The 22,079-nt window shown below is 36.7% G+C and carries 21 protein-coding genes, 2 tRNA genes and 2 pseudogenes; 13 read left to right on the top strand and 12 right to left on the bottom strand.

Annotated features, from left to right (window positions below; translation table 11 throughout):
- Positions 1 to 36: 36 nt before the first annotated feature.
- The 4 genes and pseudogenes from AAFX60_015535 to nrdD form a co-directional block, all read right to left on the bottom strand.
- On the bottom strand, positions 37 to 678 hold the full coding sequence (locus tag AAFX60_015535; protein ID XDF79821.1) for an ATP-dependent zinc protease: 642 nt from the start codon (positions 676 to 678) through the stop codon (positions 37 to 39).
- 64 nt (positions 679 to 742) lie between these two features.
- Positions 743 to 1,930: an amino acid aminotransferase gene (locus AAFX60_015530; protein ID XDF79820.1), complete on the bottom strand. Its 1,188-nt coding sequence runs from the start codon at positions 1,928 to 1,930 to the stop codon at positions 743 to 745.
- Between the two features lie 90 nt (positions 1,931 to 2,020).
- Entirely contained in the window at positions 2,021 to 2,491 is a 471-nt protein-coding gene (gene nrdG / locus AAFX60_015525; GenBank protein ID XDF79819.1) for an anaerobic ribonucleoside-triphosphate reductase-activating protein, read from the bottom strand.
- A pseudogene (gene nrdD, locus AAFX60_015520) lies at positions 2,491 to 4,610 on the bottom strand (anaerobic ribonucleoside-triphosphate reductase). Before nrdD ends, nrdG begins: the two are co-directional and overlap by 1 nt.
- Positions 4,611 to 4,850: 240 nt before the next feature.
- Between nrdD and AAFX60_015515 the strand changes: the two are divergent.
- Both AAFX60_015515 and AAFX60_015510 read left to right on the top strand, forming a co-directional pair.
- Positions 4,851 to 5,285, top strand: a complete 435-nt coding sequence (locus AAFX60_015515) for a hypothetical protein (GenBank protein XDF79818.1) — start codon at positions 4,851 to 4,853, stop codon at positions 5,283 to 5,285.
- On the top strand, positions 5,273 to 5,743 hold the full coding sequence (locus AAFX60_015510) for a hypothetical protein (GenBank protein XDF79817.1): 471 nt from the start codon (positions 5,273 to 5,275) through the stop codon (positions 5,741 to 5,743). The genes AAFX60_015515 and AAFX60_015510 overlap by 13 nt, the downstream gene beginning before the upstream one ends.
- A gap of 60 nt (positions 5,744 to 5,803) precedes the next feature.
- Here AAFX60_015510 and AAFX60_015505 read toward each other — a convergent pair whose 3' ends face one another.
- Positions 5,804 to 6,073, bottom strand: a complete 270-nt coding sequence (locus tag AAFX60_015505; protein XDF79816.1) for a hypothetical protein — start codon at positions 6,071 to 6,073, stop codon at positions 5,804 to 5,806.
- Positions 6,074 to 6,105: 32 nt separating this feature from the next.
- The gene (locus tag AAFX60_015500) at positions 6,106 to 6,972 is read right to left on the bottom strand and encodes a tetratricopeptide repeat protein (protein XDF79815.1); all 867 of its coding nucleotides are present in this window, start codon (positions 6,970 to 6,972) and stop codon (positions 6,106 to 6,108) included.
- Between the two features lie 388 nt (positions 6,973 to 7,360).
- Here AAFX60_015500 and AAFX60_015495 point away from each other — a divergent pair, with 388 nt between their 5' ends.
- From AAFX60_015495 to AAFX60_015475, 5 genes are all read left to right on the top strand, one after another.
- Positions 7,361 to 8,317: a TerC/Alx family metal homeostasis membrane protein gene (locus AAFX60_015495; protein ID XDF79814.1), complete on the top strand. Its 957-nt coding sequence runs from the start codon at positions 7,361 to 7,363 to the stop codon at positions 8,315 to 8,317.
- A gap of 145 nt (positions 8,318 to 8,462) precedes the next feature.
- Positions 8,463 to 8,960 (top strand): RimK/LysX family protein, encoded by a 498-nt coding sequence (locus AAFX60_015490; GenBank protein ID XDF79813.1) that lies wholly within the window; start codon positions 8,463 to 8,465, stop codon positions 8,958 to 8,960.
- 82 nt (positions 8,961 to 9,042) lie between these two features.
- Positions 9,043 to 9,133: transfer RNA gene (locus AAFX60_015485), tRNA-Ser, on the top strand.
- Between the two features lie 39 nt (positions 9,134 to 9,172).
- Positions 9,173 to 9,249 (top strand) — tRNA-Asp (locus AAFX60_015480).
- 241 nt (positions 9,250 to 9,490) lie between these two features.
- Complete coding sequence (locus tag AAFX60_015475; protein XDF79812.1) at positions 9,491 to 10,726, top strand: sensor domain-containing diguanylate cyclase; 1,236 nt, start codon at positions 9,491 to 9,493, stop codon at positions 10,724 to 10,726.
- Between the two features lie 9 nt (positions 10,727 to 10,735).
- On the opposite strand, the gene AAFX60_015470 is transcribed toward AAFX60_015475, so the two are convergent.
- A complete protein-coding gene (locus AAFX60_015470; protein ID XDF79811.1) occupies positions 10,736 to 10,972 on the bottom strand; it encodes a DUF3389 domain-containing protein in 237 nt (78 codons plus the stop codon).
- A gap of 132 nt (positions 10,973 to 11,104) precedes the next feature.
- On the opposite strand from AAFX60_015470, the pseudogene AAFX60_015465 reads away from it, so the two are divergent.
- A pseudogene (locus AAFX60_015465) lies at positions 11,105 to 12,231 on the top strand (fatty acid desaturase).
- Between the two features lie 59 nt (positions 12,232 to 12,290).
- On the opposite strand, the gene AAFX60_015460 reads toward AAFX60_015465, so the two are convergent.
- Complete coding sequence (locus tag AAFX60_015460; GenBank protein XDF79810.1) at positions 12,291 to 13,250, bottom strand: serine protease; 960 nt, start codon at positions 13,248 to 13,250, stop codon at positions 12,291 to 12,293.
- Between the two features lie 239 nt (positions 13,251 to 13,489).
- Here AAFX60_015460 and AAFX60_015455 point away from each other — a divergent pair, with 239 nt between their 5' ends.
- On the top strand, positions 13,490 to 14,503 hold the full coding sequence (locus AAFX60_015455) for an acyltransferase (GenBank protein ID XDF80184.1): 1,014 nt from the start codon (positions 13,490 to 13,492) through the stop codon (positions 14,501 to 14,503).
- A 10-nt stretch (positions 14,504 to 14,513) separates the two neighbouring features.
- Here the strand turns inward: AAFX60_015455 and AAFX60_015450 are convergent, their stop codons facing one another.
- Both AAFX60_015450 and AAFX60_015445 read right to left on the bottom strand, forming a co-directional pair.
- On the bottom strand, positions 14,514 to 15,185 hold the full coding sequence (locus AAFX60_015450) for a LysR substrate-binding domain-containing protein (GenBank protein XDF79809.1): 672 nt from the start codon (positions 15,183 to 15,185) through the stop codon (positions 14,514 to 14,516).
- A gap of 86 nt (positions 15,186 to 15,271) precedes the next feature.
- On the bottom strand, positions 15,272 to 15,418 hold the full coding sequence (locus AAFX60_015445; protein ID XDF79808.1) for a LysR family transcriptional regulator: 147 nt from the start codon (positions 15,416 to 15,418) through the stop codon (positions 15,272 to 15,274).
- Between the two features lie 196 nt (positions 15,419 to 15,614).
- Here AAFX60_015445 and AAFX60_015440 point away from each other — a divergent pair, with 196 nt between their 5' ends.
- Positions 15,615 to 17,666: an alkyl sulfatase dimerization domain-containing protein gene (locus tag AAFX60_015440; protein XDF79807.1), complete on the top strand. Its 2,052-nt coding sequence runs from the start codon at positions 15,615 to 15,617 to the stop codon at positions 17,664 to 17,666.
- Between the two features lie 84 nt (positions 17,667 to 17,750).
- On the top strand, positions 17,751 to 18,125 hold the full coding sequence (locus tag AAFX60_015435) for a hypothetical protein (protein ID XDF79806.1): 375 nt from the start codon (positions 17,751 to 17,753) through the stop codon (positions 18,123 to 18,125).
- Between the two features lie 13 nt (positions 18,126 to 18,138).
- On the opposite strand, the gene AAFX60_015430 is transcribed toward AAFX60_015435, so the two are convergent.
- Positions 18,139 to 19,035 carry a DUF808 domain-containing protein gene (locus AAFX60_015430; GenBank protein XDF79805.1) on the bottom strand — a complete coding sequence of 299 codons (897 nt, stop codon included), beginning with the start codon at positions 19,033 to 19,035 and terminating at the stop codon, positions 18,139 to 18,141.
- 143 nt (positions 19,036 to 19,178) lie between these two features.
- Positions 19,179 to 20,060 (bottom strand): DUF5666 domain-containing protein, encoded by an 882-nt coding sequence (locus tag AAFX60_015425; protein ID XDF79804.1) that lies wholly within the window; start codon positions 20,058 to 20,060, stop codon positions 19,179 to 19,181.
- Positions 20,061 to 20,141: 81 nt separating this feature from the next.
- On the opposite strand from AAFX60_015425, the gene AAFX60_015420 reads away from it, so the two are divergent.
- A complete protein-coding gene (locus AAFX60_015420; protein ID XDF79803.1) occupies positions 20,142 to 20,807 on the top strand; it encodes a response regulator transcription factor in 666 nt (221 codons plus the stop codon).
- Positions 20,782 to 22,038 carry a HAMP domain-containing sensor histidine kinase gene (locus AAFX60_015415; GenBank protein XDF79802.1) on the top strand — a complete coding sequence of 419 codons (1,257 nt, stop codon included), beginning with the start codon at positions 20,782 to 20,784 and terminating at the stop codon, positions 22,036 to 22,038. The genes AAFX60_015420 and AAFX60_015415 overlap by 26 nt, the downstream gene beginning before the upstream one ends.
- Positions 22,039 to 22,079 lie beyond the last annotated feature (41 nt).

The raw sequence follows: 22,079 nt of genomic DNA, 5'->3' as shown, positions 1-22,079 counted from the left end.
GGCGTTTTTATTCATAAACCTACAATAAAAAATGCGTTATTTTTCAGCTTTTACTTTTGGTTGAATATATTTCTTACTTACATCAACAACGGCAACATCTCGGAAGAAAGTACGGCCAAGTAACACAGGGAATGTCATGTGTGTGCGATCATTCAGAGTGAATTCAGTTTTAGTTTTCAAATCACCAATTTGAACCCAAGCTTCAATCACAGGACGATCGGTACGTTTTTCTGTACTTGATTGTCGAATCGTAACAATACGTGATATAGGTGACTCAAACTCTTTGGTTTCTTTATCATTATGAGCCAACTTAAACTTAACCCACTTTTTACCATCACGCTCAAACATTTCAATATCTACAGCAGAAATAGAAGATGTCGTCGCTCCCGTATCAATACGAGCTTTAGCGCTATGATTGATGGCTTTAATGTAAATCCACTCTTCTTCACCCAATAACAGTTTTCCATCCGCTGTTTTTAATTCATTTGCTTCAGGTTTTACAGGTGGTTTTGGATCTACTTGTGGTTTTTGCTCTGGTTTTACATCAGGCTTAGTGGATGGTTCTTCTACTGATGGATTCGTTGCGCCATCAGTTTCTGGCGTTGTTGTCGCTGTTGACATACAACCAGCAAGCAGTATTGGTAAAAGTAACGTTGACCATTTTTTTGCTATCTTCATTCGTTTTCCTTTACGGTTTATCTGTTATATTTCATTAGTATAGTTAAGATCTTTATTTTGTCTGTTACTTATTTGCAACAGAGGCAACAGATTTAGCAATATACTCAATGTGCTTTTCTTGCATTCCTGCAATATTGATTCGACCATCACCCACAGCGTAAATACCATGTTCTGATTTTAAAGATGCCATCTGCTCTGGCGTAAAACCAATTACTGAGAACATACCTTTATGCTGTTCAATAAAATCAAATGTCTCTGATTGCGTTTCATTACGTAGTGCTTCACATAAGTTAGTTCGTAAACCAACTAAGCGTTTTTGCATCTCATCCAATTCAGTGCGCCACGATAACGTTAATTGCTCATCATTTAAAATTCGACCAACAATCGCAGCACCATGATCTGGCGGCATAGTATAAGTCGCACGAGCCATTTGCAGCAGTTTCGCTTTAGCATTCATTGCTATCTCAATATTGCCAGCGATCACCATCGCCGCACCTGTTCGTTCACGATACAAACCAAAATTTTTCGAGCATGATGTTGCTATAAACATTTGAGGTACACGGTCTGCCATAAACCGTAAACCAGCAGCATCAGCTTCTAATCCATCACCAAATCCTTGGTATGCAATATCGACAAAAGGAATAAAGCCATTTTTTAATGCTAACTCTGTTATAGCTATCCAATCAGAAAGACGAATATCTGCGCCAGTCGGATTATGGCAACAACCGTGCAGTAAAATAATGTCTTTAGGACCAGCGTTTGCTAAGTCAGCAAGCATAGCTTCGCTATCCACTTGTTTTGTCAGAGGATTGAAATATGTGTAATGACGAACGTTAAGGCCAGCAGCTTCCATTACAGGCTGATGGTTAACATAACTTGGGTTACTTATCCAAACAGTTGCACCTGGCTCTGTTGATTTAATTAAATCAGCAAGCATGCGTAAAGCACCACTCGCTCCAGGAGTTTGAATCGCAGATACACGCTCATAAGCTGAGGTATCACGTAACAATAAATCAACCATGCTTTGATTAAAAACTTCACAACCAGCAAGACCAACATAAGCTTTTGTGGTTTGCTCTGCTGCAATAGATTTCGCCGAATCGCTTACGGCTTTCATGATTGGTGTTAAACCTTGATCGTTACGATAAACACCGATGCCGAGATCGACTTTATTATCACGATCATCAGCTCGGTATTCGATAGAAAGAGAAAGAATGGGATCTTTAGCAGGAGTTGCTATGTTTTGCAGCATATTTTCATATCCTTATGATCTGTAATGTATTTAAGTTACCATTCAGATAGGAAAATATCACGTTTTATTGTTTAGATTTTTACAATTTTCTTACAATACATTGAATGTATAAATAATCTGATTGCTACTACCACGCCAATCCAATGATGGATCCGCTTTGTCTTGTTCAAAACGACCGTCAATCAAGGTGTCAATTAAATCTACGATCTCTTTTTGTGTTGGATTTAGCTCACTTAGGGTGTAGCCCGTCCACATCCAAATATCTTTATTTTCACATTCAGATTTAACACGTTTTACTAACTTAAGAACAGATTCACAGTTCATTGGATGAAGAGGATCACCACCAGACAATGACAATCCTCTACGTGGAATACGTGTATCATTCAAATCAGCAATAATCTTATCTTCTAGCTCTTTAGTAAAAAGATGTCCTGAATTTGGATTAAGTGTGGATTTGTTATAGCAACCTTTACAGTTATGCTCACAACCTGAAACGAACAGGGTACAACGCGTACCCGGTCCATTAACCACATCAATTGAATGATATACGTGATAGTTCATTATAAATGTTTCACTCGACGTTGAACTTCTTCTTGTTTACCGAAGTTAAATGGACGTGCATCAGGGCTACCTAAATAACCACACACACGACGTGTTACTGATACTTTCGTTGAATCATGATTGCCACATTTAGGACAAGTGAAGCCTTTACTTGTACATTCAAATTCACCGTTATAACCACATTCGTAGCACTCATCGATCGGTGTATTTGTGCCGTAATAAGGAACACGCGTATAGCTGTAATCCCATACGTTTTCTAATGCTTCAATGTTACGTTGCATGTTAGGGAATTCACCATAACAAATGAAGCCACCACTTGAGATTTCTGGGTATGGCATTTCAAAGTCAATCTTATCGTAAGGATTCACTTTCTTCTGTACATCTAAGTGGAAACTGTTTGTGTAGTAGCCTTTATCTGTCACTTTATCAATCACACCAAATTGTGTGTTATCAAGCTTACAGAAACGAGAACATAAGTTTTCACTTGGAGTACCATACAAGCTAAAGCCAAAGCCAGTTTCTTTTGTCCATACTTGAACTGCATCTTTTAGGTACTGAATAATCTCTAATGCTTTAACTTGAAGCTCTGCATTGTCATATAGATGATCATCACTACCAAATAGTGCTTCAATTGTTTCATGCACGCCAATGTAACCAAGCGATACAGATGCTCGACCATTTTTAAAGATATTAATGATGTCATCATCTGGTTTTAGACGAACACCACACGCCCCTTCCATATAAAGGATTGGAGCAACACGAGCTTTAACACCTTCTAAACGAGAAATACGTGATTCTAGCGCACGACGACATAGCACTAAACGCTCATCAAGCAGTTTATAGAATGTATCTACATCACCTTTTGCTTCAATCGCAACGCGAGGTAGGTTTAAGCTAACAACACCTAGGTTATTACGACCATCGTGAATTTGCTCACCGTTCTCTTCATATAAATCTAGGAAGCTACGACAACCCATTGGCGTTTTAAATGAACCCGTCACTTCAACTACTTTGTCATAGTTAAGGATATCTGGGTACATGCGTTTTGACGCACATTCTAATGCTAATTGTTTAATATCGTAGTTTGGATCTGCTTTTTATGGTTTAGTCCATCACGAATCGCAAATACTAATTTAGGGAATACCGCTGTTTTACGGTTTTTACCTAGGCCAGCAATACGGTTTTCTAAAATAGAGCGCTGGATCAGTTTAGATTCCCAGCTCGTACCTAAACCAAAGCCAAATGTTACAAATGGTGTTTGTCCATTTGCTGTATGTAATGTGTTTACTTCGTATTCAAGCGATTGGAATGCGTCATAACACTCTTTTTCTGTTTGAGCTTGAGCAAAAGCTTCAGCATCAGGAATGCCCCACTTTTCAGCAAGCTTTAACGCTTTTTCATAACTCACAGTTACGTAAGGCGCTAAAATTTCATCAATACGGTTGATCGTAGTTCCGCCATAAATATGACTTGCTACTTGTGCAATAATTTGTGCCGTTACAGCAGTTGCGGTTGCAATTGATTTTGGTGTATCAATTTCCGCATTACCCATTTTAAAGCCACCCGTTAACATGCCTTTTAAATCAATCAGCATACAGTTAAACATTGGGAAAAATGGTGCGTAATCTAAATCGTGGTAATGAATTTCACCACGTTCGTGCGCTTGTACAATATCACGAGGTAAAATATGACGAGTTGCGTAGTGCTTAGCCACAATACCCGCTAATAAATCACGTTGAGTTGGAATCACTTTACCGTCTTTATTCGCGTTTTCATTCAGTAGCTCAGCATTGCTTTGTTCAATCAGGCCACTAATTTCCTTATTTAGTACGCTGATTTTTTCACGAGCAATATCTCTATCATGGCGATATTCAATATAAGCACGAGCAAGTACTTTATGTGGTCCTTGCATTAATTCGTTTTCAACCAGTTCTTGGATCTGGCGAATGCCCACTTCTTGTTGTCCCTGTAATGCAATCTCAACAGCATGAGCAACTAATTTAGCGTAACTCTCTATCTCAGGAGTCACCTGCTCTGAAGCACCTTTTACAGCGTCAATTATACGAGAACTTTTATATGCTGCGCGACTTCCATCTCGCTTGATTACAGTTATATTCACAGTGACTCCAAATACTAAATAGTGGGGGTGTTGAACTAGGCAACACAAGATGTGGTGTATTAGGCTCGATCTGAGAACAAAATACTTTGATCTAGATCAATCTAATTTTATGGGTGATTCTACTTTCACCACTGCTTTAAGATTGTTCTCACTTTCGTTGCAATGTATGAAAATGAAACATTTTTTTGTGTGCTAAGTGGTAAATTTTTAATTAAACTGCTTGCGATTTCTGGAGGACTTATGAATCAACGAATTACTCGAACACTGATTTTTTTAATGCTTACTTTTAGTACATTTTCAAGCTATGCGATCACATTATCGACATGGAATATGGAATGGTTAACGCTTTCGCCTTCTGAAAAATTTCGCTCATCAGATCGAAGTCAACAAGATTTTGAACAACTAAATTTTTATTTTTCGCAATCAAATAGCAAAATTTTAGCTTTTCAAGAAGTCGATTCAAAAGAAGCAATCCAAAAAATAGTGGGAAATGATTATAAAATCTTTCTCTCTGATCGTTCTTTGAACTCGAAACTTCAATTTACTGACATAAATCAGTACACAGGTTTCGCCGTTCATCAGTCAATTCCTGTTATAGATCCTAATGATTTTTCATTATTACCAAAGAAAAAACCAGCAAGTTACGCTACGCTACCTATATTGTGGCTAATATAGGCAAACCATCACGCCCTGTGCACCTTTTATCTGTGCATCTAAAATCCGGATGTTTAGGACAAAAGAAGAAAAACTATTCGTGTTCGACGTTAAAACAACAAACCGATGAGGTAATAGAATGGATTAACTCTCGTGAAGCCAATAATGAAAAGTATCTAATTTTAGGGGATTTCAATCATACTCTTGCGCACCCGAGAAGCTGGTTATGGAAGAATATAAAGAACAATACTTCTGATACACCATTATTACTAACTGAAGATACAAAAGCACGCTGCACAGTTAAACAATGGAAACGAGACTGGCCTAAGTACACAACATTCACTCGTTTGATCGATCACGGCATTACAAATATCTCGAATCGTTCTTTCCAAGTGACTCAGCAACAATTTATGGAAAGCGACGTCAAAAAATATCAACTGAGTGATCATTGCCCTATTTTATTTGAAATGAATGATTAACTCTCTTTATTAAACATATAAAAAAGGAGCGCACTTGGCGCTCCTTTTACACATGGAGAATTAAAACTTAGTCCCACTATCCATTTTAGTTTGGCTAAAATTCATTGGCTCTTTTATTTCTTCTTTTGTTTCTGTTACTGAAACTACATTTTCTGCATTGTCTGCTGTAATCTCATTTTCAGTCGCTGAAGTATTTGACTCTTCTCCAACCATAAATTCATTCTCATCAGGAAAATAACTTTCTCGTTGATACAGCTTATCCAAAGATTTAATGATGGCGTGCTTTTTAAGCTTACCTTTACTCATCTTTTCATAAAGTGGTTTTGCCATACTTTGCAATCCAATTACCGCATCAACCCCGACTAAATGCCCGACATGATCTCGTCGAGAAACTGCGGCTTCAATGCCATTTTAGCAGCAAGCCATAACCAGATATAGGCTATTGAATTACCTTTTTCATTGGTATCAGCCCCCATTTCACCAGCGAAGTATTGTGCTTTAGCATCACCAGATTCAGCTGCAACTTCTAACCAATATGTTGCTTTCTTCGGATCCACAGCAACACCTCTCCCTTCAGCATATTGCTTACCGATACGGATCTGCGCTTCAACATTATCAAGCATCGCTGCTCGTAGATTCCATTCCGCGGCTAATTTTGCATTCGGTTGTGGGTTTGCTTCTGCAACATACCAATCGGCAATAAACAATTGCGCTGGAATATGATTCGCTTCTGCGGCTTCTGTTATTAACGCAATGCCTTTTTCAATATTGGCCTCAACGCCTTTACCTTGTAAAAACGCAATACCAAGCGCTAATTTATCCTCAGGCCCACCTTCTTCAGCCGCTACCACTTTCCCCCAAAATGTTGATTTCTCTCTTAGCTCAGGGTTATCACGACGACTATCACATAAACGAATAACAGAACGAATAGCAATACTGTTGTTTAAATTGGCTGCCATTTCATACCAATGTAGCGCTTCTTCAAAATTACTCATTTCTGCTTCTTTAGCTAAAAAGAGTTGAGTTGAAATATGACCGGTTTGCGCTTTATATACCCGCTCTTGTCTTTCTGCTGCTCGAGCTTCTGCAAGCGCACGACGATACGAACTCTCTTCAAGCTCTTTTCTTTTTTCTATCTTCTTCTGTTTTTGATTCGCAAAGAAAAAATTGATACATACAATTGCGAGTAAAATTAACAATCCTACGACTGCTATTTGAATCCAATTCATCCGACACCATATTCTATTAAATTTAGTTACCTTTTTTATTATCGACATAAATGTTAAAAACATAAAAAAAAGTTTGTGATTTCCTCCTAACTTTCAGCTTATTATCAATTTTCTCGATAAATAAATTTCCTACGACTATTTTTTGTTTGAATTATTTAAGGATCGGGATTACTATCCAGATCATTGGGGAGTAGTCACAAGATTTAATACTTAATCTTGTTCAGATATCGTCATCCCGAAGCTTTGGCTTCCGGTATCTGTAAGTGGGCAAAGGTTGCCAATCGCTTTGACAAGACCAAAACCATAACATTAATTTTTATTGTTTGTGGTGGAAGGTCTATGCTCTTTATTCATGCCTATTCCTTTCGCCTCTATTTAAGGAATACTTATGTCACCGTTAACTTGGGAACTTTTTGGTTTCGTTGTTCTCGCTATGTTCGCTCTTGATCTATTTCAAACAAGAAAAGATACACCAAGCCTTAAAAAAGCATTAGTTTGGTCTTTATTCTGGTTTGCTCTTGCATTTGTTTTTTGTGCTGTCATTTATCTTTACTGGCCATTAATGGCTCCAGAAAGTAGTTATACACGCACCGATGCTAGTGTTGCTTTCCTTACCGGCTATTTGCTTGAAAAAATGTTAAGTGTCGATAACCTGTTTGTTTTCGCATTAATTTTTAGTCAATTTGCTGTCCCTGAATCAAGCCGTCCACGTATTCTGTTATGGGGTATTATTGGTGCCCTTGCTTTACGTGCAGTAATGATTTTTGTTGGTGCTGAATTATTAGCTCAGTACCACTGGATCCTATACATTTTTGCTGTATTCCTAATCATTACTGGTGTGAAGTTGTGGTTTGCAGATACAGAAGAAAACAGTGATTTTGCATCATCAAAATTAGTTATGTTCTTTAAAAAGCACATCCCATTTGATGACAAATACCATGGCAATCAACTGTTTGCTAAAGTAAGCGGAAAAACAATTGCAACACCTCTATTACTAGTGGTTATTGTAATTATGTTTACTGATATTATGTTCGCTTTAGACTCAATTCCTGCAATTTTTGCGATTACACAAGAACCTTTCTTGGTTTTTGCTGCAAATGTGTTTGCACTATTGGGTTTACGTTCATTGTATTTTGTTCTTCAAGGCATGCTTGATAAATTCTGCTACCTACAACCTGCATTGGCATTCATACTGAGCTTTATCGGTATAAAAATGTTCTTGGTTGGTACAAAATACGAAGTTCCAACGGTTATCTCATTATTAACTATCGTTGCAATCATTACCTTAGCGATTATCGGTTCTATCTATAAAAACCGTTCTCAGCAACAAGAAATACAAGATTAAAAGAAACTTTTAAGGCGATAGCGATAGTTATCGCCTTTTTTATATTTGTTGTTCAAACTTTTTACACAAACCTGAACTCCTTTCCAAAATAAGCGTCTACACTTCACCCTTATTGAACTTTATTTTTACTTACATAAAGGTTGTTATGAACAAAATCATTTTATCTATTAGTCTATTGTTACTATCATCTTCTGTTTTTGCTCATGAGAGCTGTTCAAATAAAACCATTGTTGGACAAATTGAAACTATTCACGTTGATGAACTTAATACCGATTATGAAGCTCGTATCGATACAGGTGCAGCAACAACGTCAATTCACGCAACCAATATCCAAATAATAAACCAAGAAGATGAAAGTGATGATATGCGTGATCATCTTGGTGATACTGTTAAGTTCACAACTTATAACGAAGACAACGTTGCAAAAGAACATACTGGACGAATCATTAAAGTAAGCAAAATCCGAAATGCACAAGGTGTAGAACGTCGATACGCAGTACGCATGCATTTACGATTCAATGGTGAAGAAAAGAAAGTAGCTGTTAACTTACGTGATCGCAGTAAGCTCGACTATAAATTACTTATTGGTAGAAACTGGTTAGAAGGCGATTATTTAGTCGATGTTGAGAAAAATGCAGAATAACGTTTATTTTTTAAACGCTTAAACTCTTTTTTCAAAAAAGTACTTTACTTAAAAACTAAAGATTACTATTATTCACCGCGTTGGAGGGATGGCTGAGTGGTCGAAAGCACCGGTCTTGAAAACCGGCAAGGGTTAATAGCCCTTCTAGGGTTCAAATCCCTATCCCTCCGCCACTTTTCGAGATTCAGATAGAGTCTGGGTTTCAAAAAATTGGAGCGGTAGTTCAGTTGGTTAGAATACCGGCCTGTCACGCCGGGGGTCGCGGGTTCGAGTCCCGTCCGCTCCGCCACTACAACGAAGGCATTGTCGAAAGATGATGCCTTTTTTGTATCTGTCGAAAATGAAAATACTTCCGAGATCTTATTAGCGCCTAGGTTTCAAAAAATCTCTTAAAACTCCTTTTTGATCACATAAAAACTGCATAATGATAGTAGTATCATTACCTATCTCACTAATGTAGCTCGTAAATTTCCCTTATTTCTCATAAAGGTATACCATATAGGTCACTGATTCACGTTCTAAGGTATTCCATGAAACCAATCCATATAGACTCAATGTATGGCGTCGTTATTCATCGAGATTTCACTCCGCTATTTGTTGATGAAAAATACGCACAACTGTTTGGTTTCGAATCAGCTCAAGAGGTGATGAACCTTAGTTCGTTATTCGATATTATCGATCCAAAATACCATCAAATAGCCCAACAAGCTTATAATGATGTTATGCAAGGTAAAGAAACACCTAAAGTCCGTTCATACGTTAACCAAGATACTCAAGGCAGAATTTTTTCTGTATTGACTGTCGATCATGTTGTTGAATGGCAAGGGTCGCCTGCACTACAAATTACAGTAATTGATATGTCAACGATTGATCAGGCTAACCAACAAATCCTTGAGCAGGAGCAGAAATACAAAGATCTTATTTGGCATTCATTACAAGGCATTCTGGTTCATAGAGATTTCAAACCACTAATGGTAAATCCTGCTTTTGTTGCTCTAATAAAAGCAAACTCTGTGGCAGAAGTGATGGCATTAGATAGTTTTATGTGCCTTATACCTGAGTACAACCAAAAAAATGCTCGCAATCTATATCAACAACTGATCTCAAAAGAATTAACCTCAACCAATGATGTTGTTGAAAACATCTGCTTTGACGGTCAAACTCGTTATTTTCAACTATTTGAAAGTGTCATTGATTGGGGAGGCCTACCGGCAATACAGACCTCAATTATTGATGTGACTGAAAAATACCATCTTGAACGTCAAATAGAATATCAAGCATCACATGATGACTTAACAGGTCTATTTAATCGCAGAGCGATAACTGAAAAGCTTAACCAAAAAATCATCGATAGTGACACTTGTTCTGAAATCTGCTTGCTCATCGATATTGATGATTTTAAATGGATTAATGATCAATTTGGGCACGCTTCAGGTGATGAAGTGATCGTCCGTTTTGCTAATTTATGTAAAAAAGCCGTTGGCGAATCGGGTATTGTCGGTCGCTGGGGGGGAGAAGAATTTATTGTTTTTCTTTCAAATCATAGTTTGAAACAAGCAAAAGCTATTGCCACAACCATTTTAAAAAAATGTGAATTAGAAGTATATCAATTTTCTGATCATCACCACATCGTAACTGCCAGTATTGGCATAAGCCAGTGTCAAACTAGTAATTGTAATATTGAATCCTTGATTCAAACGGCGGACAAGAATATGTATCAAGCGAAACAACAAGGGAAAAACCAAATTGTTTCACCTGAGGATTAATATTGTCAATTAATAGTATTCAACTGCAATACCGATCTCTTCGGCCAATTGTTGCAGTTGCACTTCATCATCTAGCTTAACTGACCATTTTGCACCACTGCCTACAGCATTAATAACATTTGCTCCACCAATTAAAGTAATTGCATCCACTTCGGCTTGTAGAGTTGTTCTTGATTTATTGCTTAATCGAATAACTATCTCACGTTGATTAGCAATAATATCCCCTTCAGAAAATGAGATTTTCATGTTGTTTCCCTAAACTTAATTCGACTTGAATTATATCGCATTTGTTACATATTCTTAAATGTCTGTTCTTGACTATAATTTAATCTCAAACTATTCTAGCGCACAACTGTACGCTTAAATGGATATTACAAAATGAATCAAGGAACCAAACCATCAATTATTTGGCTAAATGTATTTATTTTTACATCTAGCTTCCTACTCGCATTTGTTGCGACCCCTATTTATGCTTATTACAATCCACTAGGCAGTGAACATTGGATCTGGTTACTTTTAACTTTTAGCTTCTGTAACCTATCCATAACTGCTGGTTATCACCGTTTATGGTCGCACAAAGCATATAACGCCCATCCAGCATTACGTTTCATTTTTGCTCTAGGTGGGGCTTTTGCATTACAAAATAGCGCACTTCATTGGTCATCTGATCATCGTATTCATCATCGTCATGTTGATGATAATGACAAAGACCCCTACTCAGCTAAGCGTGGTTTTTGGTTCTCTCATATTGGTTGGATGCTACGTCATTATAAACCAGCTACCTATGACGATTATGGCAACTGTCGAGATTTACAAAAAGACAATATCCTCATGTGGCAACACAAACACTATATTGTCTTAGCGCTTATAATGAATATTAGCGTACCTCTATTATTAGGCGTTATCTATGGCGATATCATAGGCATGCTATTAATGGTAGGAGCTGTTCGTCTAACATTAAGTCATCACACAACGTTCTTTATTAACTCATTAGCTCACATCTGGGGATCTCAACCTTATACAGAAAAAAATACAGCTCGAGATAACGGATTTTTAGCTATTTTCACTTTTGGTGAAGGCTATCATAATTACCACCACATTTTTGAAAATGACTACCGAAATGGAATTTACTGGTGGCAATATGATCCAACAAAATGGTTTATTAAAACCTGCTCATTGCTAGGCCTAGCTCATAAACTTCGTGTTAGTCCACAAGCAAAAATAGAAAAGCCAAAGCGCTCATGTTACGTAAAAAAGCAGAAAGTAAAATTGCTACATTACATAATTACCATGCAATTAAAGAGCATTTAGAAGCTGAGTATGACGCATTAATTGAAAGGATGGCTGAATACTACGATTCAAAAAAGCAGTTAATCGAGAATAAAAAAGACACGTTATCGAAAAAATATGAATTAGCACTTTTAAATGTCCAACATAAACAAATAAAAATGCAATTTGAACATCAAAAGAGAGTTTGGAATCGTCTTGTTCTTCAATACATATAAGCATTCTTAATACTAAAAAGGCATAGTCGAATACTATGCCTTTTCTATTTATTCCAACATTAAAAGCTCGTTTTTCTTCGTCGGTACAAACCAAATGCAACGAGACTAACAAAGCTAGCAAAAGAGATTGAACCACCCGATCCACCACCGCTGCTTGCTGTAATAGTTGGAGCTATTTCTCCATTTTGTGCTTGTCGTATCCATGACTTATATTGGCTTACATCAGTAAACACTGACTGTGCTACTAAAGCTTCATCACCGCACACACCAGGACCAAAACTAACGATACCTATTTGAGTTTTAACTCCATTATTGTCCCAAACCAATGGTCCGCCCGAGTCTCCTTGGCAAGTAGCCGTTACTAGTCCGTTCCCAAGTGAGCTTCCGGTTGTACATACTTGTTTGTTTGAAGTCGTAAAATTAGACCAAATATCGCACGCAGCTGGATCAACATATTTCACTGTAGCTGATAAGAAATCTACGTTTGAATTTGCTTGATTAGAGCCTAAGCGCCCATAGCCGACAATAGTAAAATCTGTATCAGCAGTACGGTATCCTTGTTCAGCTAAATCCCCTAATTCTGCAACATGTCCCGACGTATAATTAGTTAATGGGCGACTCAGTTTTAAAACAGCAACATCATTTAATAATGAATCATCATCATAATCACTTGGATAATAAATTTTCTCAACGGGAACTTTGTCGGCAGACAACATATCTTGGCCATCATTTGCTTCAATAACCACTTTCATATCACCAACAGTAAAATTAGGAACATCATAGACACAATGCGCTGCGGTTAAAATATGCATACTATCCAAGACAGAGCCACCACAAAACGGGTAAATAGTACCAGGTTGATTATCATACTCGTACATTAAGGATGCCATAAACGCATAATCAGCAACGTTAGCATCACTACCACCAACAATATATGGGCTAATAGTATAATCAGAATCTTCTTCTGCGCTTATTGAACACGCAAAAAGTGCAATCAGTGCTCCTGCAACAATTTTCATATTCACTCCTTAAATAATTATTTAATAGCCAATGTTAATAATACATCATAAAATTGTTGTTTATTAAGCAATCCCAGTTACATTAGTTAATTTACGTTTGTGTTAACATTTTTTATGTAACTTACAATTCTAGGACATCAGTTAAAGAGGATTGCGTTATAAAGAGACAATACTTGAGCTAATACATAAAACTGATTATCTATTTGCTACACTAAAAATTCACTAAATTAGGATGGAATATTATGGGAAGAGTCTTCTTTTTTGATTTACTAAGGTGCATAGCTGCAATTGCCGTTGTAGCCATTCATGTCTTAGCCCCATATCGTAATGAGTTGAATGTAATTCCTTTTGATCAATGGGCAAGCGCTGTTACCATAAACGGACTAAGTCGTTGGGCTGTTCCTGTTTTTATCATGATAACAGGGGCTTTAATGCTGAGTGACCAGCGAGAATTTAATCCATCTTATTATATAAAAAAGCGTCTAGGGAAAGTATTAATACCCTTTCTTTTTTGGTCAGTTTTCTATGCGTTATTTTCAGGATTAACAGCCCAAGGTTACGACTTCAACTCAGCTAAATCAGTACTTATAGACTTACCTTTTGAATATACGTACTACCACTTAGGTTTCTTTTATTACTTTATACCACTCTATTTTATTATTCCTTTTCTAAGAGTCTTAGTGCAGAAATTAGATGATACTGTTCTTTTTTCTTTGCTCGGAATTTGGTTGCTAACAACCTGTTTCTATCTAATTAAATTCGAAGGTATTTGGAGTATGGAAATTTGGTTATATAGTGGTTATCTACTGCTTGGTTATACACTTTATCAACGCATTAACCTGAGCAAGAGGAATCTAACTATTGCTATCAGCTTAGGTGCCTTTGCTCTTATCACAACCGTTTTCATGGTAATAAACCAAAGTGTAGCGCTAGGCGAATATACAGTAGGGCGATGGCTTTCTTACAAAACCATTAATACCGTTGCCGCTGCTGCAATGCTTTTTTATGTATGCAGATACTTTGGAGAATCACTCTCTGATAAATCTCAGACTATCATTGGATTCATCAGTAAATACAGTTTAGGTATTTACTTACTCCACCCTATCTTCTTATGGCCAATGAAAAATTATGGTTGGTATACAGGCCATCCTTTATGGGTTATTCCTGTTTGGATTATTCTTAGTGGTTCTGGTGCATTACTATTAAGTTGGCTTCTATCTAAATCAAAAGCAACCGCTTGGTTGGTTCCTTAAGTTAAAGCGATTAATCTCTTTCGGCTGCGATGATCAATTCTCGCAGCCATTGATTTGCACTATTACTTTGTGACTTTATAGACCAAATCATATGAATTGAGGTTGTACGTGTTGAAAAAGGTAATGGCAACATTTGCAATTTAAATTGTTCTTTATATTGCGAAACTAATCGAACAGAGTTAACACCAACAAAATCAGATTGAGCAACACAAGCCATCATTCCAAGCATGGACGTATGTTCGCTCCCCATTGTTCTTTTAGGTAATACCTCTTTAGCTAAAAACTCTGTAATGGTTTGTTTTACTCGTCGCATATTTAGAAATGCATGATCCTCATTAAAATACTGTTCATGAGTAATTTCTCCAAATATTCTAGGGTGCCCAATACGTACGATACAACAAGCGGCATCCTCAGAAACAATCACACTTTTTAGAGAAGATTGATGTGGTTTCATTACATCAAGCACCAAATCCACTTTTTCACGCATCAAGGCATCAAATGTTTCTTCTTCATTGCTAGGAAGCTCCTTTAACGTCACTGTAATATTACTCCCCTTTAATAACTCTCTTAAACGTATTTGCAAACGGGGTAATACAGACTCTAAAGCATACACAATAAAATTTCGTGACGACGTCAAAGGCTCAAACCTATCGTCTCGACCAATGGTATTAACTAAAGACATAACTGATGGCTCCACAGCTTCAAAAAAGTGCTTTCCGAAAGCTGTCATCTCGATACCACGCCCAGACCTCGTAAATAGTTCGTTCCCTAACGCTTTTTTAAACGACGAATAGCATTACTTACAGAAGATTGAGTTAAATCTAGCTCTTCTGATGCTTTAGTAAATGAACCTGTTTGGCATACGGACACAAAAACCCGTAATAGATTCATATCAAAATCTTTTTGTTTTGACATCATCAACTCCATTAATTGAACTTAAATAGCACATCATTACATTTATATTATAAATAGTCAGTATAGCGTGTTCTCTCTTTTTAAATGTATCAATTTCTTTAATATTCCTATCAACACTGAGGATTAACTTACTAAAGTGACCTCACAAAATTTGTAATTGATAAATAATTTATAGTTTATTTAAATTGGTGAATTTATGAAAAAGACAATTTTAGCGATATTAATATCTTCTATCTCTTTAGGTTCTATTGCAGCCGAACATAACCATGAACATTTTAGCGACATAGGAAATCAAGGCGGTAAACCAGCAACAAAAACAACAATAGAAAAAAATAAAGCATTCGCTAAAACACTAAATTTTTCAGATACACGTGCTTTTGAAAATAACAACAAAGGCTTGATTGCTTCATTTGACAAGCAAACGGGCGACATCATCCGTAATAGTTTTAACTTTATAGATCCATCAGTTGCTAACGCAGATAATGCGCCTGATTCTGTTAACCCATCATTATGGCGACAAGCTGTTTTAAACCAAGCAGCAGAAGGTTTATATGAGGTCATTCCAGGAAAAATATACCAAGTTCGTGGCACCGATTTAGCATCAATTTCTTTTATACGTAGTGAAAATGGTTGGATCGCCTACGATGTATTGTTAACTAAAGAGTCTGCAAGTCAGTCACTAAAATTCTTTCAAGAAAATGTGCCAGAAGGTGGTGATTTACCTGTTGTTGCAATGATCTACTCTCATTCTCATGCCGATCATTTTGGTGGTTCAGCAGCAATAAAAGAAGCATTTCCTGATGTAAAAGTATACGGGTCAAAATTCATCACAAAAGAAATTGTTGATGAAAACGTATTAGCAGGTAATGCCATGTCTCGCAGAACCGCTTATCAATATGGTGCAACATTAAACCGTCATGAACATGGTATTGTTGATGCGGCATTAGCTAAAGGGTTATCGAAAGGGGCAATTACCTATGTGCTACCTGATTACGAGTTAAACCATAATGAAGAAATTGAAACTCTAGTCATTGATGGGTTAGAAATGCAATTTATGGATGCCTCTGGTACAGAAGCCGCATCTGAAATGGTCACTTATATCCCAAGCCTAAAAGCATTATGGACAGGTGAACTTACCTATCAAGGTATGCATAACCTTTATACGCTTCGTGGAGCAAAAGTGCGCGATGGACTGAAATGGTCCAAAAAAATTAATGAAATGCTGATTACTTGGGGATCAGATACTGATGTACTTTTTGCATCACACTCGGCACCAGTTTGGGGAACAGATGAAATTTCTGATTACTTAAAAATGCAGCGTGATGCTTATGGCTTTACTCATAATCAAACTCTACGTCTAGCTAACAACGGTGTTGTTTTACAAGATATGGGGGATGAAATCTATACGGTGATGCCTGAGAGCATTCAAAAGACATGGCACACCAATGGTTATCACGGCACATACTCTCATAACGCACGAGCTGTATATAATATGTATTTAGGCTATTTTGATATGAACCCGGCAAATTTAAACCCATTACCAGTAAAACCTGAATCAGCGAAATTTGTTGAATATATGGGAGGCAGCGATGTGATTGTTAAAAAAGCAACCACCGATTTTACCAAAGGTGAGTACCGTTTTGTTGCAACAGTCTTAAACAAAGTTATCCAAGCTGAACCAGATAATACAGATGCTCGTAGACTACTTGCAGATACTTACGAACAATTAGGTTATCAAGCAGAAGGCGCAGGATGGAGAAACATTTACCTAACTGGAGCGCAAGAATTACGTGTCGGCACTTTACCTGGAGCTCCAAAAACTGCATCACCAGATGTCCTTGCTAACATGACCATTGAAAACTTATTAGATTATTTAGCGGTTCGTGTTGATTCTTTAAAAGCGCAGCACACTCCATTTACGTTAAACCTTGTTATTCCTGATAGCAAAGAAACCTATTTTGTAGAAATGTCTAACGGTAATTTAAATAACATCTTAACTGATAAAAAGATGAAAGCCGATGCATCATTAATTATAAACCAAGGTGATATCTCAAGTATTTTACTACAAAAAGCAACTTTAAAATCATTACTTGAAAATGGACAAGCGATCATTGAAGGTGATAAATCTGTATTGAAAAAGCTAACAGATTCACTCACTAACGCTGATGAAAAATTTGAAATAGTTCCTCGTCCAAAAAAAGGAAAAGAAATCGATGCTAAGCTTTATGAAACAACACATAAACACTAATTAGCATAAATTAACGTAAATCACTTAAACAGCCGGTGATCGAGCATCGGCTAACTTTCTTTTTAAGATGAATAGAGGCAAATCATGAAATCATTTTTTATTAAATCTCTCGTTATCATTTCAAGCCTATTCCTTTTTGGTTGTGCAAAGACGACAACTGTAACCAATCAAAATGCCGTGAATACCCATCCTGTAGAAGTTTTTTATAGTCCTCCAACAGAGAGAACCTACACTGAACTCGGGATCATTAATACCCAAACTGGCCAAACAATTTTTCACGATAGAAGTAACGAAGGGATGGTTGCAAAGCTACAAGATGAAGCTGAAAAGTTGGGTGCTGATGCCATTATTGTTAGAGCATCAAAAGAAGGTACTTGGGGCTTAAAAGGAGGAGGTAATACAGGCTTCGAACGCGGTAACGCCGAAGCCATCGCTATTAAATTTACAGACAATCAATAGTATTATTTTGATTTTACTTTTGATACATAGCCATAATAAAGAGCAAAAGAAAACCACTAAATAATCCAATAAATCCATTCCCAATCGTTGGATATGTTGCAGACACATAAGGAATAGAAGGAAGCAGATTCGTCACACTTTCTAGTGCATGATGAACAAATGGAAGGCTATGTACCACAATACCACCACCGACTAAAAACATAGCAATGGTACCAACAACCGTCAGTAATTTCATAAGCTTAGGTGCCATTGCTACTAACCCATTACCAATAGAACCAATAACGCCTTTACCTTCACTTTTTCGTTGTAAGTAAAACCCAAGATCATCCATTTTGACAATACCTGCAACTAAGCCATAAACACCAATCGTCATTAATACCGCAATTAAACTCATGACCAATACTTGTGTTAAAAATGGATGCCCTTGCACTGTACCTAATGCAATCACAATAATTTCAGCTGAAAGAATAAAGTCAGTACGAACCGCTCCTTTAATTTTCTTTTGTTCATAATCGGCAATATCTTCTGGGTTCGTTTCTTTCTCTTTCTTATGTTCCTTTTGCGCGTCATGATGTTCAAAAAACTTCTCATGAACTTTTTCTGCCCCTTCAAAGCACAAAAATAAACCGCCAATTAATAATAATGGTGTAATTAACCAAGGAGCAATAGAGCTAATTAATAACGCAGCAGGAACTAAAATACATTTATTTCTGAACGAGCCTTTTGCTACGCCCCATACAACAGGGATCTCACGCTCAGCTCTAACTCCCGAAACTTGCTGTGCATTAAGCGCTAAATCATCCCCTAAAACACCTGCTGTTTTCTTTGCGGCAACTTTGGACATCAATGCCACATCATCAAGAACTGAAGCGATATCGTCTAATAGTGTTAATAAACTTAACCCAGCCATTGTGTTTCCTTCTTTATACTCATCAATATCTAACTAAATAGTAACGCTAATTAACCATTAATGATGACTTATTTTTTATATTACCCATAAAAACAAAAAACCACTGACTCATGAAAGTCAGTGGTTTTCTATATTTTCACAAATTAATCAAATTCAATTTCTGAAGCTTGCAGTTGACCAGCATTATTTATCAAATCAACATCAACTCGAGAGCCAACTTTCAATTCATCTTTAATGCCATCTTCAAAACGAGTGTTTTCAGTAATAACAACATCAGTTTTTCCGTTTAGCGTCATTAATGTTTTATCATGATTTAATGCTGTAACGTAACCTTCTACTTCTGCATTTGCTAAATCTAAATCATCTTCGACATCGACATCATAAGCTTTAAAATCAGTGCTAAATTGCCCTTCAACTTCAACCCAAGCGTTAACTTTTAATTCAGCTAAATCTTCATGATCCATACCAGCATTTGAATAATCAACTTTCATTGTTCCAATATTAAAATGCGAACTCGCTTTATCAATAGAAGTAATTTTACCTTCGTATAAATCTTCTGCCGGTAAGAAATTCGCTTTATGAATTGCATTAATCACCCATTTACCTGTTTGATCAATGTAACCAAATAACATCACTCGATTCGAATTAGTACCAACTAGATCTTTAGCGATATTTGCATGTTCAAAAACTTGACCATTGACAGTAATTTCAGATTCAGTAACCAGAGTCGCGATACCTACAATTTCAGGATCAATATCAACTTCATATGCAATACCATCATCATATTCAACATCAACTTGCATACCTGGCTCAAGTTCTGTGGAATCAACATAATGACCATTCAACTCAATTCGAGCATTAGACAAACTTAACGCCATAGCATTAACCGTCATTGAATCAGCATGAGCATTAACAGACTCAATCTCTCCCATATAAGTACTTGATGCGTGGCTATCACTTGATTCATCAGAGCCACAACCCGTTAAAACCATACTTCCTAATAATAAAACAGCAACTTTCTTCATTTTTTAACCTAATTATTATATTTAATGCAATTTATGAGGGTAAAATAGCGTATAGAGTGTGAAGGATTCGTGAAGAAGAAGATGAAAGTATTAATTGTTGAAGATAATCATCATGTAGCAGAAACGATTGCTGATTATTTAGAGCTTGTTGGAATTGACATTGACTGTGCTTATCACGGTGCAGCCGCCATTGAGATATTAAAAGAAGAGAGCTTTGACGTTATTATTATGGATATCATGATGCCTAAACTCGACGGTATCAGTACCGTTGAGGCTCTGCGTAATGATTATGCTTGTAGTACTCCTATTCTATTTTTAACCGCTAAAGATACATTAGAAGATAAGATTCATGCTTTTGAAGTAGGTGGTGATGACTATTTAGTTAAACCGTTTGCTATGGAAGAACTTCACGTACGCTTATTAGCTTTATCTAAACGAGGCAGAAGAACAGATATAGGTAAACTGACCTTTGAAGACATGGAAATGGATGTAAAGGCTGGCACGTTATATCGCCAACAAAAACTCATTAAATTAGCGCCGATACAATTAAAAATCATTGCGTTATTAATGAAAAAAGCACCAGATATCGTCAGTAAAAATGATGTAATTGAACATGTTTGGGGTGATGAATCGCCATCAAGTGATGCTCTAAGAAGTCATTTATACACGATTAGAAACGCCATTGATAAAGATTTTGATATTCCAAGACTAGAGACCATTCATGGAAAAGGCTACCGACTTAAATAAAAGCTCCCAACAACCGAGTTTTTTTAAAAAGATCCGTTGGACATTTGGCATCCTCACTTTTTTGATGTTCGGATTATTCTGGGCTGTAATTTATATTGCAGAAGATCAATTAGAAATCATTAGTTTGCATCACTGGCTAGATACAGAAGCAAACCAATACATCAAGAAATACGCTCAATTAGGCGATGATACGCCGTTGCCTAATGAAGATGAGTTTTCAACTTACTGGAGCGAAAGAGAACATCCTCTTTGGTTGAATAACTATAAAAAAGCAGGCTTGTATGAACAACTTTTAGGTACGGAAGATAAGCACTTTATTGTCACACCACATCCCTCTGGAGAAGGATTGCTTTATATTCTTTTTCAAGACGATGCGGATGATTATTTAGATGAGTATGAGGCCAATCTACACACATTAACTTTATTTTTAGGCACTTTTTCAACCATTTTAATGATCTTATATGGTATTTACTTTGTTCGTAGTATCTCGGTCCCACTTCGCCATATTCAGCATAAAGTGGATTTAATGTCTCCTGAGCACCCTGATTTTACTATTGATACTAAGTACCAAGAAACTCAAGAAATTGAACGTTCTTTATTAAAGAGTAAGCATCACATCGCTCAATTCTTTACCCGAGAAAAAGAATTCAGTCGCTTTGCTTCCCATGAATTGAGAACACCAATAATGGTAATCCAAGGGTCTGCTGATTTATTAGCAAAAGTACCAAATCAACCAAACGTTGCTTTAAAAGCGATTAATCGCTTACATCAAGCAAGTGAAGAGATGACACTGCTTACAGAAACCTTTTTACTTTTAGGTAAACAAGACATTGAAGCGCATCATTTTCATCATTATAAAATTGAAGAGATTCTAAAAACCCAGCTCAATCACTTACAGCCTTTATTCGCAAAACAAGAGATGGGAGCACAGCTTTCAATTATTGAAGGAGAGCCTTGTCTTGCTCCTAGTAGCTTCATTACCGTTGTTATAAATAACTTAATCAAGAATGCTTTCAGTTACAGTGTGGGAGACATTCAAATAGAGCTTAATAACAACCAACTTTGCATTACCAACTGCCACGATGGTAATGATACCTATAATGCAGGATATGGTTGCGGCCTAGTTATTGTTGAACGTATTTGTGAAAGAATGAACTGGGCATTCACCATAGAACAAACAGAGAAAGACTTTATAACTACCGTTAATTTTACTTCTTTCCAAATGACTTAATCATTAAAGAGTGTATCTCAAGTACTTTTGGTACACTCCTT

Origin of the sequence: Aliivibrio fischeri (genome assembly GCA_038993745.2) — a bacterium.
In the GTDB taxonomy this organism is placed as follows: domain Bacteria; phylum Pseudomonadota; class Gammaproteobacteria; order Enterobacterales; family Vibrionaceae; genus Aliivibrio; species Aliivibrio fischeri_B.
Note: the sequence above shows the minus strand (reverse complement) of the source record. Positions and strands in the feature narration are given on the sequence as shown.

Excerpts from the sequence above, each read along its gene's own strand:
- AAFX60_015535 (XDF79821.1), bottom strand. The coding sequence starts at position 678 with ATGAAGATAGCAAAAAAATGGTCAACGTTACTTTTACCAATACTGCTT.
- AAFX60_015530 (XDF79820.1), bottom strand. The coding sequence starts at position 1,930 with ATGCTGCAAAACATAGCAACTCCTGCTAAAGATCCCATTCTTTCTCTT.
- nrdG (XDF79819.1), bottom strand. The coding sequence starts at position 2,491 with ATGAACTATCACGTATATCATTCAATTGATGTGGTTAATGGACCGGGT.
- AAFX60_015515 (XDF79818.1), top strand. The coding sequence starts at position 4,851 with ATGAATCAACGAATTACTCGAACACTGATTTTTTTAATGCTTACTTTT.
- AAFX60_015505 (XDF79816.1), bottom strand. The coding sequence starts at position 6,073 with ATGGCAAAACCACTTTATGAAAAGATGAGTAAAGGTAAGCTTAAAAAG.
- AAFX60_015500 (XDF79815.1), bottom strand. The coding sequence starts at position 6,972 with ATGAATTGGATTCAAATAGCAGTCGTAGGATTGTTAATTTTACTCGCA.
- AAFX60_015495 (XDF79814.1), top strand. The coding sequence starts at position 7,361 with ATGTCACCGTTAACTTGGGAACTTTTTGGTTTCGTTGTTCTCGCTATG.
- AAFX60_015490 (XDF79813.1), top strand. The coding sequence starts at position 8,463 with ATGAACAAAATCATTTTATCTATTAGTCTATTGTTACTATCATCTTCT.
- AAFX60_015475 (XDF79812.1), top strand. The coding sequence starts at position 9,491 with ATGAAACCAATCCATATAGACTCAATGTATGGCGTCGTTATTCATCGA.
- AAFX60_015470 (XDF79811.1), bottom strand. The coding sequence starts at position 10,972 with ATGAAAATCTCATTTTCTGAAGGGGATATTATTGCTAATCAACGTGAG.
- AAFX60_015460 (XDF79810.1), bottom strand. The coding sequence starts at position 13,250 with ATGAAAATTGTTGCAGGAGCACTGATTGCACTTTTTGCGTGTTCAATA.
- AAFX60_015450 (XDF79809.1), bottom strand. The coding sequence starts at position 15,185 with ATGTCTTTAGTTAATACCATTGGTCGAGACGATAGGTTTGAGCCTTTG.
- AAFX60_015445 (XDF79808.1), bottom strand. The coding sequence starts at position 15,418 with ATGTCAAAACAAAAAGATTTTGATATGAATCTATTACGGGTTTTTGTG.
- AAFX60_015440 (XDF79807.1), top strand. The coding sequence starts at position 15,615 with ATGAAAAAGACAATTTTAGCGATATTAATATCTTCTATCTCTTTAGGT.
- AAFX60_015435 (XDF79806.1), top strand. The coding sequence starts at position 17,751 with ATGAAATCATTTTTTATTAAATCTCTCGTTATCATTTCAAGCCTATTC.
- AAFX60_015430 (XDF79805.1), bottom strand. The coding sequence starts at position 19,035 with ATGGCTGGGTTAAGTTTATTAACACTATTAGACGATATCGCTTCAGTT.
- AAFX60_015425 (XDF79804.1), bottom strand. The coding sequence starts at position 20,060 with ATGAAGAAAGTTGCTGTTTTATTATTAGGAAGTATGGTTTTAACGGGT.
- AAFX60_015420 (XDF79803.1), top strand. The coding sequence starts at position 20,142 with ATGAAAGTATTAATTGTTGAAGATAATCATCATGTAGCAGAAACGATT.
- AAFX60_015415 (XDF79802.1), top strand. The coding sequence starts at position 20,782 with ATGGAAAAGGCTACCGACTTAAATAAAAGCTCCCAACAACCGAGTTTT.